Below are 12636 nucleotides of genomic sequence, written 5' to 3'. Positions count from 1 at the left end.
TTCGATGCCCAGTCCGATACCCAGTACGATGCCCAGCACTCAGCGGTCCACTCAGCCTGGCGAGCCCCAAACTCCTGCACAAGTCATGCGCTGCCCTGCTCCATGGAGGGTGCATGCACTCCGACTCCTGGCTGCAACCGATGAACCGAGCAGCCTGGCGGAACTGGCAGAGGCCATCGACGCCGCCGCGCGCCGGCCAGAGACGGACTGGAGCAGCCTACTGATCATCCCTGGAGCAGCAGGCCCCGCTGCAGCAGTCTGGGTGCAGCCACAGCCAGGCAACACCGCTCGGCTTTGGCTTCCTGCTGACTCCTCTAATCAGTCTGATCAGCCCGGTCAGCCCGGCCGCTCCGAGTGGGGCCCGATCCTCTTGCGTGGTGCGAGGCAATGGGCGGCCCGCCAGGGGCTTAGCATCGTCCAAGCGGTAATCGAGACCGCTGATGAGGCTGCTGCCTTGCTGCTGCGCGAAAACGGCTTTCCGTTCTTGGTGGACCTACTCTATTTAAGGGCCGACACTCGATTATGTGCCGACATCAGCCCGCATAGCCCGCATAGCCCGCATAACCGCCAAGATGCGCCAATACCCACCAGACACCCTGATGCCTCGATCGAATCCATTGGTCAACTGCCCTCATCGCGGCTGCTCTCGCTGATGACTCGCATCGAAGACGGCTCGCTAGACTGCCCTGGTCTGCATGGCGTGCTCTCTCCTCTGCAGGCCATCGATGGGTTTCAGCAGCAGGGCCAGTTCACACCTGAGCATTGGTACATACTCGGTTACAAAGGCGAGGACGCAGGCTTACTGCTCTTGGCGCAGCATCCGCCGACGCACTGCTGGGAGCTGATCTACATGGGCATCGTCCCTGAATGGCGCGGCCATGGATTAGGCAGGCTATTGGTGGCAGAGGCACTAAGTCGAGTCCAACATCGGGGTGCTGAGCTCCTGCTCTTATCCGTGGATGTCCGCAATCAACCCGCTCGCCTGCTCTATGAAACGACTGGCTTCCAAGTCTACGCCAAGCGCAGCCTCTATGCCTGGACTCCCAACGGCGAAGAAGACCAAGGCATCAGGCTGCAGACCGGCCAACCACATCCATCACTCGACTGATCACAGGCTCTCAACCCGCTCGATGAGCCCGTCGCGATAGAGCCCCAGCAGCAGCGCGACCCGGCAGTTCATGTCCTTGAGGCTGCCGTCAGGCTTGCGCCAGTCGAGTGCCTCACACACCCGGTCGCTCAGCCGCTGGCCCCGGCATGCGTCTCAGGATGATGAATCTTGGGAGAACCTGCAATCGCGGGCCTTGGCCATCGCTCAGCAGGTCGATACCGGAGAGGGCGAGACGCTCCCCGAGGCCGACTTTCATCTGAGCTTCACGGATTCGGCACAGCTGTTCTCTGAGCTCACACTGGCGCGCCTGGCACTGCTCGAGCAGCTCAAGACGCTGGGTACAGCCTCGATCCAAACGCTGGCCGAGCAACTGCACGCCGATCAAGGCACCATTCGCGCCGATATCGATCAGCTTTTGGACTGGGAGCTGATCGCGCAAGCGCGCGACGGTCGGCTCTCTATCCCCTGGGACGAGATACAGATCCAGGTCACGCTTGGCAATGCTCAGGCAGCCTGAGCCGAATCCAGTATCGCAGCGGCACCTTCATGGACCCTAAAGCCTATCAGCGCTCCCCATTCGCCCTGGTCAACCCTCAGCAGTGATCCGCGCGATCAACTCCCCGCGCACCCGCTCGGCCTGGTCGTTGGCGACTTGGCAGGTGCCGGCGGCGTTGTGACCACCGCCGCCGTATTCCAGCATCAGGCTGCCGATGTTGGTCTTTGAGCCGCGGTCGAGGATCGACTTGCCGACTGCGAACACCGTGTTCTGCTTTTGCCGTCCCCACAGCAGGTGCATGGAGATATTGGCCTGCGGATAGAGCGCGTAGATGACGAAGCGGTTGGTTGCAAAGATCGGATCTTCGTCACGCAAATCGACCTCGATCAGATTGCCGTGCAGGGTGGAGACGCGTTTGAGCTGTGCCTGAGCCTGCTCCTGGTGATCGAAATAGAGCTCGCAGCGTTCCTGAACGTGCGGCAGCTGCAGGATCTGATCGATCTCGTGGTCGCGACAATAGTCGATCAGCTGCATCATCAGCTGATAATTGGAGATGGTGAACTCGCGAAAACGACCCAGGCCGGTGCGCGCGTCCATCAGGAAGTTCATCAGCACCCAGCCCTGGGGAGCGAGGATCTCGTCACGGCTGAAATCAGCGGAATCGCCCTTATCGACGGCCGCCATCATCTCCTCACTGACCCTGGGAAAGCGTTCTTTACCGCCATAATAGTCGTAGACGACGCGCGCCGCCGAGGGCGCCTTGGGGTCGATGATGTGATTCTCCCGGCGCTGACCACCGGCGCGCTCGATCTCACTGGCATGATGGTCGAAAGCCAGGTGAACGCCCTCCACATAGGGCAGGTTGGTGGTGATGTCGCGGTCTGTGATCTCGATCACGCCATCCTGCATGTCCTTCGGGTGGACGAAGCTGATCTCGTCCACCAGCTCCAGTTCCTTGAGCAGGACGGCACAGACCAGGCCATCAAAATCACTACGGGTCACAAGGCGGAAATGGTCGGCCATGGAGATCTCCAGAGGAGGCGCCTACTCGGCACATGAGCGGGCTGTGTGGCAAAGGGGTGGGGCAGTTTAACCCGAAATCCACCTTGCTCTCGCCTGTCCACACCGATCTAAAGGACATCGCGCGTCGCTATCCAGTCGATGAAGGTCAATGAAGCACTTGCTTCAGAGTCACAATCAATCCAACGGTCCAACGGTCCAACGGTCCAACGGTCCAACGGTCCAAGCGTTTCGTCCAGCGAACGCTCACCTGCGCCTAACGCTTTTCAACATTGTCATCAGGAGCCTGCATGCACCATAACGACAACGGCGAATTCATCCGCTGGGAATCCGGCTTTCGCCACTGGGTAACCCCAGATGGAAGCCCTGGCCCCTCCGGCGAGGGCGGCTTCCCGGCTGAGCCCGGCCGCTATCATCTCTACATCTCCCACGCCTGCCCCTGGGCGCATCGCACCCTGATCGTCCGCGCACTCAAAGGACTCGAGGATCTGATCAGCGTCTCGGTCGTGCATCCCTTGATGCCGCCCGAAAGCTGGGTCTTTGGCGAGTATCCGGGGGCGACACCCGACCCTGTGCACGGCTTCGACAAGCTGCTTCAGCTTTACCAGCAGAGCGCGCCCGATTTCGATGGCGTGGTGACGGTGCCGGTGCTCTACGATAAGCAACGCCAAACCATCGTCAACAACGAGTCCGCCGAGATCATCCGCATGCTCAACAGCGCCTTCGACACCTGGGGCAACGCCGAGCTTGATCTCTATCCGGTCGAGCTGCGCGCCGAGATCGACGCGATCAATGCGCAGGTCTATGACAAGGTCAACAATGGCGTCTACCGGACCGGCTTCGCCACCACCCAAGCCGCTTATGAAGACGCCTTCGATCAGCTCTTCGCGACCCTCGACCAGTTAGAGGCCAGGCTGGCGACGCAGCGCTATCTGGTCGGCGAGCGCATCACCGAAGCGGATTGGCGCCTGTTCACCACCCTGGTGCGCTTCGACCCGGTCTATCACGGCCACTTCAAGTGCAATCGCCAGCGTCTCGTCGACTATCCGAACCTCTGGGCCTACACTCGCGAGCTCTATCAGGTGCCTGGCATCGCAGAGACCGTGAACATGGACCACATCAAGTTCCATTACTATGCTAGCCATAAACAGGTCAACCCGACGGGCATCGTTCCCAAAGGCCCCGCGCTGGACTTCAGCCTGCCCCATGGACGGTGATCTACCCGGGCCGCTTTGACCAAACCGGTTGACAAGACCAAGGCGCTAGCCCAGAGCGAAAGCGAGCAACGGCAATTGGTCTTGCAAGCCTCCTGCTCATCGAGAATCTGATGCCATTACGGATCGAACAGCTTGTCTGGCTCGAAGACATCGCCGAGAAGCTGCGCTGGAAACATAGCGTGGAAGAGTCTGAAGTCATCGAGGTGCTCGAGAATAGGCCGCGCTTCCGTCTTAAGGAAACAGGGCATGTTGTTGGAGAAGACGTCTATGCGGCCTTCGGCCGCACCAATAGTGGCCGCTTGCTGAGTGTTTTCTTCGTTTATACAAAGGACGGGCGAGCTATTATTGTTTCAGCGCGAGATATGACCGCGAAAGAGATACAGAAATATGGGTAATCGATCATCCGTTTCGCAGGGTACAAGCTACCGCGAGATCGGCGAATTCTGGGACAAGCATGACGCTACTGAGCACGGCGCTGATAACGCCGCGGAGCTGGAGCTCGAACTTACCTCACAGCGCCACTATGTTGCAGTCGACCGCAACCTCTGTTCTAGAATTCGCTCGCTAGCCAACCAGCGAGGCGTAAGCGAGGAAACCTTGCTCAATCTATTCTTGAAAGAGCGGCTTGACCAGTGCGAGCAAGAACAGAGCGCTATTAGTGATGCGCACTCTGCCGCTCAAGGTCACCCCGGCCAATGATCAGTCGCGATCGGCTCGCCTAGATCGGCCTCAATGAGACGGGCGCGCACCTCCAGCAGGCGCTCAAGCAGCCGCGGCTCAAACTCTGCATAGGCATCGGCATCCGGCTCGCGCTTGACGACCACGCCGAGCAGCTCGGTGATGGCGTTGCCGATCGAGTTCTGGCTGATGGTCACTAGCAGGCGGTCCTCGTCGTTGCGATAGATGATCTGCTTGAAGGCTGGCTGCCAGCGGATGGCATTGGCGTACTGGGCATCGCGGATGCACTGGTCCCGAACGCGCTTGGCGGTGGCCAGGAAGGCGTTGTCGAACAGCAGCACGCTATCCACCGCGTCCGGGAAATAGACGCCGTCGGGCATCGGCGCGTTGCGGGTCGAGACCTGCGAGAAGAAGGTCCGGTAGAAATCCAAGAAACCCATCAGGATCAGGTCGTACTCGCGCCAGAAGCGGATATCTTCAAGCGCTTCAACCCCACCTTGAATCTCCCAGCACGGCAGCCCCTGCGGATACCCGGTCAGCGAGAGCTGCGAGCTGCCCTGGCTGGCCGGCTGCAGGATCTCAAGATCGAGGGCGCGCTCGAAGAAGGCGCGGTAGACCTCCTTCATGTGCGCCTGGAACAGGCAATGCTGCCCGCCGTCGGTGAGATTGGGGTTGTTCGGGTCGGCGAGCTTGGCCTGACGCAACTGATCCATCGGGAAGACGATGAAGTGGTTGTGCAGCATGCGGATGCTCGGCACCCCGGGCGCGGTGAGCGACCAGGTGGCGTCCAGGCTCGCCTCCCCGGCCAAGAGCAAGGCCTGCTCTGGGTCCGGGTATTGCTCGACCATGTAGCGGATCAGGATCTGGTTCATCCGGTTCCAGACCCGCTTGACCTGATCCGGCACCTGGGTGCGGCGCACCGGCCGGCCGAGCGGGTCCAGAATGACCCGCGAGGTGTCGTAGATGATCGAGGCGTCGAACGCGTTGCTGTGACCCAGTGCCTTGCGGTAGAGCAGCAGGTTCTCAGGATTGCGCAGCAGCCCGTTGTTGTGGGCCAGGTCGTTGAGGTTCTCGGTGCTGTTGAAGAACTCGTTGGGCTTCATCCCTTCCGGCACCGAGAGCGGGATCGGCCGATAGGGGGTCACAATCTGGCGCGGGCCGGTCGTCATGGGCTGACACCTCAGTGGTTGGACGGCTTGAAGTGGCGGTCACCAATGCCGCTGGACGGCTAGATGCGGCGGCCATCATGTGAGAGGCATCAAGACTCAGCAACGATGCGATCGCGACCTGCTCGCTTGGCCTGGTAGAGCCGCCGATCGGCCGTTTCGATCAAGACATCGATGGTGGAGTCTGCATACTCCGCAACACCGCCACTGATGGTGACGTGAAGCTCGGGCTGAGACCATCGCTCAGCCCTGATCTTGGTGCCTAAACGCTCGGCAATCCCTAGCGCGACCGCGGCTGGGGCCGACGGCAAGATGATCAGGAACTCCTCGCCGCCATAGCGCCCGCAGATATCTGATTCGCGCACGCATTGGCGCGTCAACTCAGCAATACGCACCAGTACCTCATCACCGACGGCATGGCCAAAGCTGTCATTGATCTGCTTGAAATGATCCAGATCGAACAGGATGATCGATAAGACCGAGCCCTTCCGATCAGCCTGCTCAATCTCCTGGGCGAGCCGCATGAACAGATAACGACGGTTGTAGAGCTTGGTCAGCGCGTCCGTATTGGCTGCTTGATGTAAACGCTGCTGGGTCGCCTTGAGGTCAGAGACGTCAACCAGTGAGATCAATCGATGGGGGATGCCCGAGAGGAAGACCTCCTTCACCGACACCATCGCCCAGCGCAGCTCACCTTGCGCCGTGCTGATCTGCACCTCCTGCTGGGTATTGGCGGCTACGGGCAAGCCTGCCACCCGCAGCGCCTGCCAGGTCAGGCTGTCGAGCCGACCACGCTCATCTGGCGCCAACCCAAGATAATCGGCTGCGGCCTGATTCGCGCGTTGGATGCCCGAGCCATCGGATTGCAATTGCAGGATTGGAAACGGCACCACCTCGAGCAGATTACCCAAATTGGTCTCGCTCTCGCGTAAACGATGGAGCAATCTGGCCACGCCGCCCCAGGCAAGCCCGATAAACACCAGAATGAGACCGCCAGCGCCCAGGAGCTTGAATCGAACATCGGTCAGCAGCCGCTCCAGCGAGCGGGTATTGGCGTGGAAAGTGGCCACGCCGATGAGTGCATAGTCTTGCGGATGGTAGAGCGGCACCTCGGTGATGAAACAACCTGAACAGTCGGTAAGACCGCGCGCCAAAGACATCGCCTTCAAGGGCAGCGCGACCCTGTCCGGGTCCAGCTCGAGGCGAATGTGGTTCGTCAAGGGCTCGCCACTCTCATCCTCCTTGAGCAACAAGATGGTATCGAGCCGCGTCTCGAGTGCATTTAAAAGCTGCTCTTCCTCTTGCTCGAGGACCAGAACCACCTCGATGCTCCGGGCCTGGGCTTGAGCCAAGGCGCGCGCTCGGCTCTCGGCGTCATCACGCAGTGCGGGCTCTAGGATCATCAACCAATACACGGCGATGAGCGCTTCCAGCAAGACCCCCAGCAGGGCAAAGATGAGCGCAAGATTACGCTCGAAACGCAACGAACGGGTGCCTCCACCATTAAACCTCGGGTCAGTCGGCATGGTGCGCGATCCCCAGGAAGAACGGCTTGAAGCTCAGACCAGCCCGTCGCGCCTGCTTGAGATTGATGGCCGGTAGGATGCGATCAGCAACATGGATACCGGCCACCGCACCAGCGGCGACATCGCCCTCGAAGGGGGAGAAGACGAGGACCTGATAGTGCTCAGAGAGCCGTCGCAGGAGGGCGGGCTCAAGTCCAGAATTGGCGATAAAGATGGCGGCCAACGACTGCTCTGGATTGGCCGATAACCTCTCGACCGGCAGGATAGAGACCACCAGTGCAAGCTCCTGCACCTGGCCGATCTGTTTCAAGGTACGGGCCGCCTGCTTTGCCGCCTGCTCCGAGGCCCTATAGACCACGGCGATCTCAAGCGCGCCATCGGCATTGCACTGGGCCGGCAACTCCTCCTGGGCACCCAGTATGGCCGGGAACAGGTTGAGCCCCACGCGCAGTCGCTGCTGTTCTTCCTCCCATAAGGAGGTGGCCCATCCCGGAGACAGCCAAGTCAAGAGCAGCAGGAGACAGCAGAATGTCCCAGACCGACCGCAGGAGAGCGCGCAGGGAACCGGCATCTTGATCAGAAGGCGTAGCCGACCGACAGCCACCAACGCCGACCTGGGCGCGGATAGTCATCGACATAGGTCAGAGGCACGCCCGCGAAGCTCGCAGACTGCTCCGGATAGCGCACGTCGGCATCGGTCAGGTTCTTGACGCCCAGATGGGCATAGAAGCCAGCCCCCGCGGCACTGCCGTAGCTCAGCGTCAGGTCGGCCGTGGTATAGGCGTCTACCGGGCCACGCTCATCATCAACGCGCCGCTCGCGTTCGCCGACATAGCTCAACTGGAGTGCAGCGGTCCAGGGCTCGAGCGGACGCCACAGCAGCGCCAGGTTGCCGAGCAGGTCGGTACCGCCCGGCAAGGGGCGGCCGGTGCCAAAGTCGTGGCTGTCGACATAGGAAAGATTGGCATCAAGCCGGAAATGGGCGCCAAGGCGCTGCTCATACTCGAACTCGATACCGCGCAATCGGGCATCAGCGCTGTTGATGTAGCCGCTATTTCGATCACCGAAAATGATTTGATTGGTCAAGTCGGACTGGAACAGGATGACCCGTCCCTTCCAAGTCGGCTTGCGCAAGACATAGCCCAGCTCATAGGTCGCAATCTCACCGGCCTCCAACCCGCGCCCATCGGCCGGATACTCGAGCTCATAGAAGGTCGGCGGACGAAATGCCTGAGCAAACTGCAGCTTAAGGATATGCTCGCTGTTGATGCGCCAGACCGCGGCAAGCCTGGGGCTCAGGTAGGTGTCCGCATCGCTGTAGTCGTCGACGCGCAAGGCCCCGGTCAGCGTGACTCGATCGCTGATCCGATACTCATCCTGGGCAATCAGGCTCAACACCTGCCGATTGCGGCTGTCGTCGAGCCAGGGGTAGTCGATGGCAAAGCTCGCCGGCCAATCCCAGGTCGCCTCATCGACCTCGACCTGGCTCGCCTCCAGCCCGAACAGAACCTGATGACGGTCGTTCGGCCGCCAGTGGATGTCCGCGGCGGCCAGGTAGCGGGTCTCTTGGTAGTCCTGACTCATGATGACCGGGTCATCGATGAAATAACCGGCCGGAAAGACGAAGAGGTCGTCACGGTCGCGCTGGTAGCGCAACGCCTCTAGGCGCAGCCGCGTGCTCAGCCGCTCGCCCAGCTGCAGGTTGGCGCCGAGCTGAAGCGACTGATAGCCCTGGCGCGAGGCCAGGTGGTCCTGATCAGGGGGCAAGAAATGATTGATGCCGAAGTAGTCGCCGTAGTCATCATCCAGAACCTTGAACGCGGCAAAGACATTCCCCCAGTTCAGATTGGCGAACAGCCCACGATAGCGATGGGACTCGTTGGAGGGGCCAGGCGCGTTCGAGAGCGGTGATCGACCGATCGGGTAGAGTGCATCCTCGGCAACCTCGACACCCTCATCACCGTCCAGACCCAGCACATTGAACGAGGCGCTGAGGTCGCGCTCGGGGTCTTGCCAGTACCAGCTCCCGCCACCGCCATGATCGGCGCCGTCCATCGCCTGTGCGCTGAGGTTGCGTTGGCGCTTGCGGGTGATGACATCGATGACGCCGGCAAAGGCATATTCACCATGCACCGAGGCCCCAGGGCCGCGGATCACCTCGATGCGCTCGACCTGCTCGATGGGGATGTTGAGCACCGGGTTGGCGGTGGCGTAGAGGGTCGAGTTCATCGACACGCCATCGAGCAGGATCTTGAGGTTGCCCGAGGCATAACCGTAGCCGACGCCGCGGCTCAGGATCTGGCGCTCGCCGGTCATCTCGAGCCCCTGGCTGATCCCCGGCACCAGCGTCAGCGCCTCACCGACATTGCGCAGCCCGCGCGCCATCAGATTCTCGCCGAGCAGGATGGTCGCCATGCCTGGCACAAAATCGGCGTTCATGCCGCTGCGGGTCGCCAGCTCGGTCTCTTGCTCGAGCAGGGCCATCAGATCTTGCAGCTTGGCGGCATCGGTATCAGGGCCGACCTGTGCCCTTGCGCTGCTAGCAAGCGATGCCAACAGCGCCCCAACGATGAGCCCGACCGCGGCCACCAAAGATGTGCGTGGTAGCAGGCTGCTGGATGCGATGTAACGCTTGCGCAAGAAGGGCTACCTCAAGGGATCAAATCATCCAAAGCCGGTCACTTCATCGACTGAGCTTCGTCTGCAGAGCTTCATCTGCAGAGCTTCATCTGCAGAGCTTCATCGACTGAGCAGGATAGAGCAGGATAGAGCAGGATAGCATCAGCGTTGATGGTATCAGACCTGATCACTTGAGCATGCCCTAAACTGCTGTTTCCATCGGGAGCGCCAGCCTGCTCTCCGCTGTATCGACAGACCTTGTCTGGACCATAAGACTTGCAACAGCCGCTGCAATGGATAGAGTGTTCGCTTCCTTCACGCTCGCCAACCCGGTATTCGTCATGCCGCAAGTTCGCCTGAATCGCCTCAGATTGCCGCTCTTATTAATCGCGGGCATGCGGATGCCGATGGCCCTCGCGAGCGAGCCGGAGGCCAGCCTTGCTTTGCTGGAGCCAACCGCCGGCCAAGGCCTCGATGGCGAGCATCAGGATCTCGCCTGGTCGTTACATACGCGCCCCCCAGACCTTGCGCTCGCGCAATCCTATGAGCCCGGTATCGAACTGGCGGACTATCTGGTCAGCGAGAAATTCGACGGTGTGCGTGCATTCTGGGACGGGCGTCGGCTGATTACCCGCGGTGGCCTGATCATCAACGCCCCCGCCGGTTTCACGGACGGCTTCCCAGATCACCCCTTAGACGGCGAGCTCTGGATGGGACGCGGCACCTTTGCCCGCCTCTCCGGCACGGTGCGCACCCTCAAACCGGATCTAGAAGCCTGGCAGCAGGTACGCTATGTGGTCTTCGACCTGCCCGCTGCCGAAGGTGGCTTCGAGGATCGATTCAAGGCACTCGAACAGCTGTTCGCGCAGGCGCCTAACGCCCGGCTGCAGCTGGCCCATCAGCATCCGATCGCAGACCATGCAACCCTGCAAGCAAGACTCGAGCAGATCGTCGCCGCAGGTGGCGAGGGACTCATGCTGCATCGTCGCGATGCCCTGTACCAGGCCGGTCGCAGCGCCCATCTGCTCAAGGTCAAGCCCTACCTGGAGGGTGAGGCGGTCGTGCTCGAGCATCTGCCCGGACAGGGCAAGTACGAGGGCATGCTCGGCTCGATGCTGGTCGAGGAGCCCGATGGCACCCAATTCAAGCTCGGCACCGGCTTCAGCGATGCAGAGCGCGCGAATCCGCCGCCGATTGGCAGTGTCGTCACCTTCAAGTATCACGGCCGCACCAAGTACGACCGGCCACGTTTCGCCAGCTTTCTGCGGATCGCTGAGGATTTGTAGCAGACGATTTTTATAGCCATCGCACCTGATATCCAGACACCTGATTGACGCCAACTGAAAGCTAGCGTCATATCTGAGTCTGGCAATCAGGGCTAATGGCTATAACAGCAGATTTTTTGCAGAAACAGACCCTTTCGCCACGGCAGTCCAGGCGCAGGCGCAGGCGACGACAGGCGGGGCAGCGACACTCGGGGGAACGAGACCAAATCAAGACCCGAGGTCGAAACTGATGTGCGCTTTCTGCGACAATGGGCGCTGTCACAGCAAACATAGGAAGACGATGAGTACCTACGACATCTACGCCCTCGGCAACGCATTGGTCGATATGGAATACGAGGTCAGCGCTGACGACCTCAAGCGTCTGGGGATCGACAAAGGGGTCATGACCCTGGTCGACGAGGCGCATCAGCTGCGCATCATGGAGCATCTGCGCGAACATCATCACCAGCGCGGTTCCGGTGGCTCAGCGGCGAACTCAGTGATCGCCCTGAGCCAGCTCGGCGGTTGTGGCTACTACGCCTGCAAGGTTGCCGACGACGAACTCGGTCATTTCTATATGAAGGACCTGCGCGACGGCGGCGTCGACACCACCGATAGCACCTATCTGGAGAAAGGCGACACCGGCCGCTGCGTGGTGCTGGTCACCCCGGATTCCGACCGCACCATGTGCACCTATCTTGGCATCAGCGGCAACCTCTCGGTGCATGAGGTCGAGGTCAAGGCGCTACATGCCGCTAAGTGGTTCTACACCGAAGGCTATCTGGTGACCTCAGACACCGCGCGGGTCGCGGCCATTGAGGCACGCAAGGCGGCTGAGCATGGTGGGGTGCGGACTGCGTTATCGCTCTCCGATCCGAACATGGTCAAGTTCTTCAAGGATGGACTCAAAGAGATGATCGGTGACGGCGTCGACCTGATCTTCGCCAACGAGGAAGAGGCCATGGGCATGGCCGGGAGCGACGACCTGAGCGAAGCAGTCGCCTATCTGAAGACGCTGAGCAAGGAATTCGCGATCACCCGCGGTCCCAAGGGCGCCCTGGTCTTCGATGGCAAGGAGCTGATCGAGATCGACCCGGTCAAGGTCGAGCCGGTCGATACCGTCGGGGCAGGCGACATGTTTGCCGGCGCCTTCCTCTACGGACTCACGCAGGGCTGGAGCCACAAACGGGCTGGCGACCTCGCCTCGGCGACTTCGGCGAAGCTGGTCACCAGCCTTGGACCGCGCCTACCCAAGGAAGAGACCCAGGCGATTCTGAAATCGCTGAGCTGATCAGCGAGCAATCCCGCCGGCATCGTTTCTGGCTCAAGCTTCGTCGCCACCGCCTCGTAGCCCCCAGTCTGTTGACGGGGACAAGCGACGGCTCGGAAGCCAGGGGCGATCAGCGGTCTTCACCGAAGGCGGGATGACAGCAATGACAGCAGGATGCTCGCCGAAGCAACTAAGTACGCTGTCAGCTGGCATCGCCGCGCGATCATGCGTTTGCCCCGCTGACTTCCGGTGGGGGAATCTATCTTGTCAA

12 protein-coding genes are annotated in these 12636 nt (G+C 60.9%); 7 read left to right on the top strand and 5 right to left on the bottom strand.

The features are described from left to right. Positions 1 to 109: 109 nt before the first annotated feature. Positions 110 to 1108 carry a GNAT family N-acetyltransferase gene (locus VBE63_RS07415; protein WP_323682375.1) on the top strand — a complete coding sequence of 333 codons (999 nt, stop codon included), beginning with the start codon at positions 110 to 112 and terminating at the stop codon, positions 1106 to 1108. Between the two features lie 193 nt (positions 1109 to 1301). Continuing rightward, positions 1302 to 1625 (top strand): MarR family transcriptional regulator, encoded by a 324-nt coding sequence (locus VBE63_RS07410; RefSeq protein WP_323682374.1) that lies wholly within the window; start codon positions 1302 to 1304, stop codon positions 1623 to 1625. Positions 1626 to 1694: 69 nt separating this feature from the next. On the opposite strand, the gene VBE63_RS07405 is transcribed toward VBE63_RS07410, so the two are convergent. Continuing rightward, on the bottom strand, positions 1695 to 2627 hold the full coding sequence (locus VBE63_RS07405; RefSeq protein WP_323682373.1) for an exopolyphosphatase: 933 nt from the start codon (positions 2625 to 2627) through the stop codon (positions 1695 to 1697). Between the two features lie 287 nt (positions 2628 to 2914). Between VBE63_RS07405 and VBE63_RS07400 the strand changes: the two genes are divergently transcribed. The 3 genes from VBE63_RS07400 to VBE63_RS07390 all read left to right on the top strand — a co-directional run bounded on the left by VBE63_RS07400 (position 2915) and on the right by VBE63_RS07390 (position 4540). Further along, positions 2915 to 3841 carry a glutathione S-transferase family protein gene (locus tag VBE63_RS07400; protein ID WP_323682372.1) on the top strand — a complete coding sequence of 309 codons (927 nt, stop codon included), beginning with the start codon at positions 2915 to 2917 and terminating at the stop codon, positions 3839 to 3841. A gap of 110 nt (positions 3842 to 3951) precedes the next feature. Beyond that, the gene (locus VBE63_RS07395) at positions 3952 to 4236 is read left to right on the top strand and encodes a BrnT family toxin (protein WP_323682371.1); all 285 of its coding nucleotides are present in this window, start codon (positions 3952 to 3954) and stop codon (positions 4234 to 4236) included. Beyond that, complete coding sequence (locus VBE63_RS07390) at positions 4229 to 4540, top strand: CopG family antitoxin (RefSeq protein ID WP_323682369.1); 312 nt, start codon at positions 4229 to 4231, stop codon at positions 4538 to 4540. The genes VBE63_RS07395 and VBE63_RS07390 overlap by 8 nt, the downstream gene beginning before the upstream one ends. Here the strand turns inward: VBE63_RS07390 and VBE63_RS07385 are convergent. The 4 genes from VBE63_RS07385 to VBE63_RS07370 form a co-directional block, all read right to left on the bottom strand. Next, positions 4525 to 5688, bottom strand: a complete 1164-nt coding sequence (locus VBE63_RS07385; protein WP_323682368.1) for a hypothetical protein — start codon at positions 5686 to 5688, stop codon at positions 4525 to 4527. The two genes, VBE63_RS07390 and VBE63_RS07385, sit on opposite strands and share 16 nt — an antisense overlap. A gap of 89 nt (positions 5689 to 5777) precedes the next feature. Next, complete coding sequence (locus tag VBE63_RS07380; RefSeq protein WP_323682367.1) at positions 5778 to 7211, bottom strand: sensor domain-containing diguanylate cyclase; 1434 nt, start codon at positions 7209 to 7211, stop codon at positions 5778 to 5780. Beyond that, positions 7201 to 7656: a YfiR/HmsC family protein gene (locus tag VBE63_RS07375; RefSeq protein WP_323682366.1), complete on the bottom strand. Its 456-nt coding sequence runs from the start codon at positions 7654 to 7656 to the stop codon at positions 7201 to 7203. The genes VBE63_RS07380 and VBE63_RS07375 overlap by 11 nt, the downstream gene beginning before the upstream one ends. Before the next feature lie 131 nt (positions 7657 to 7787). After that, positions 7788 to 9851, bottom strand: coding sequence for a TonB-dependent receptor (locus tag VBE63_RS07370; protein ID WP_323682365.1), 2064 nt, complete (start codon positions 9849 to 9851; stop codon positions 7788 to 7790). Positions 9852 to 10123: 272 nt separating this feature from the next. On the opposite strand from VBE63_RS07370, the gene VBE63_RS07365 reads away from it, so the two are divergent. Together VBE63_RS07365 and VBE63_RS07360 are read left to right on the top strand one after the other, a co-directional pair. Then, positions 10124 to 11116, top strand: coding sequence for a DNA ligase (locus tag VBE63_RS07365; protein WP_323682364.1), 993 nt, complete (start codon positions 10124 to 10126; stop codon positions 11114 to 11116). Between the two features lie 280 nt (positions 11117 to 11396). Then, the gene (locus VBE63_RS07360; protein WP_323682362.1) at positions 11397 to 12386 is read left to right on the top strand and encodes an adenosine kinase; all 990 of its coding nucleotides are present in this window, start codon (positions 11397 to 11399) and stop codon (positions 12384 to 12386) included. Positions 12387 to 12636: the final 250 nt, after the last annotated feature.

Source organism: Lamprobacter sp. (assembly GCF_034860625.1).
Taxonomy (GTDB): Bacteria; Pseudomonadota; Gammaproteobacteria; order Chromatiales; family Chromatiaceae; genus Lamprobacter.
This window is presented reverse-complemented; position numbering and strand designations above follow the sequence as displayed.

Excerpts from the sequence above, each read along its gene's own strand:
- VBE63_RS07405 (WP_323682373.1), bottom strand. The coding sequence starts at position 2,627 with ATGGCCGACCATTTCCGCCTTGTGACCCGTAGTGATTTTGATGGCCTG.
- VBE63_RS07400 (WP_323682372.1), top strand. The coding sequence starts at position 2,915 with ATGCACCATAACGACAACGGCGAATTCATCCGCTGGGAATCCGGCTTT.
- VBE63_RS07395 (WP_323682371.1), top strand. The coding sequence starts at position 3,952 with ATGCCATTACGGATCGAACAGCTTGTCTGGCTCGAAGACATCGCCGAG.
- VBE63_RS07390 (WP_323682369.1), top strand. The coding sequence starts at position 4,229 with ATGGGTAATCGATCATCCGTTTCGCAGGGTACAAGCTACCGCGAGATC.
- VBE63_RS07385 (WP_323682368.1), bottom strand. The coding sequence starts at position 5,688 with ATGACGACCGGCCCGCGCCAGATTGTGACCCCCTATCGGCCGATCCCG.
- VBE63_RS07380 (WP_323682367.1), bottom strand. The coding sequence starts at position 7,211 with ATGCCGACTGACCCGAGGTTTAATGGTGGAGGCACCCGTTCGTTGCGT.
- VBE63_RS07365 (WP_323682364.1), top strand. The coding sequence starts at position 10,124 with ATGGATAGAGTGTTCGCTTCCTTCACGCTCGCCAACCCGGTATTCGTC.
- VBE63_RS07360 (WP_323682362.1), top strand. The coding sequence starts at position 11,397 with ATGAGTACCTACGACATCTACGCCCTCGGCAACGCATTGGTCGATATG.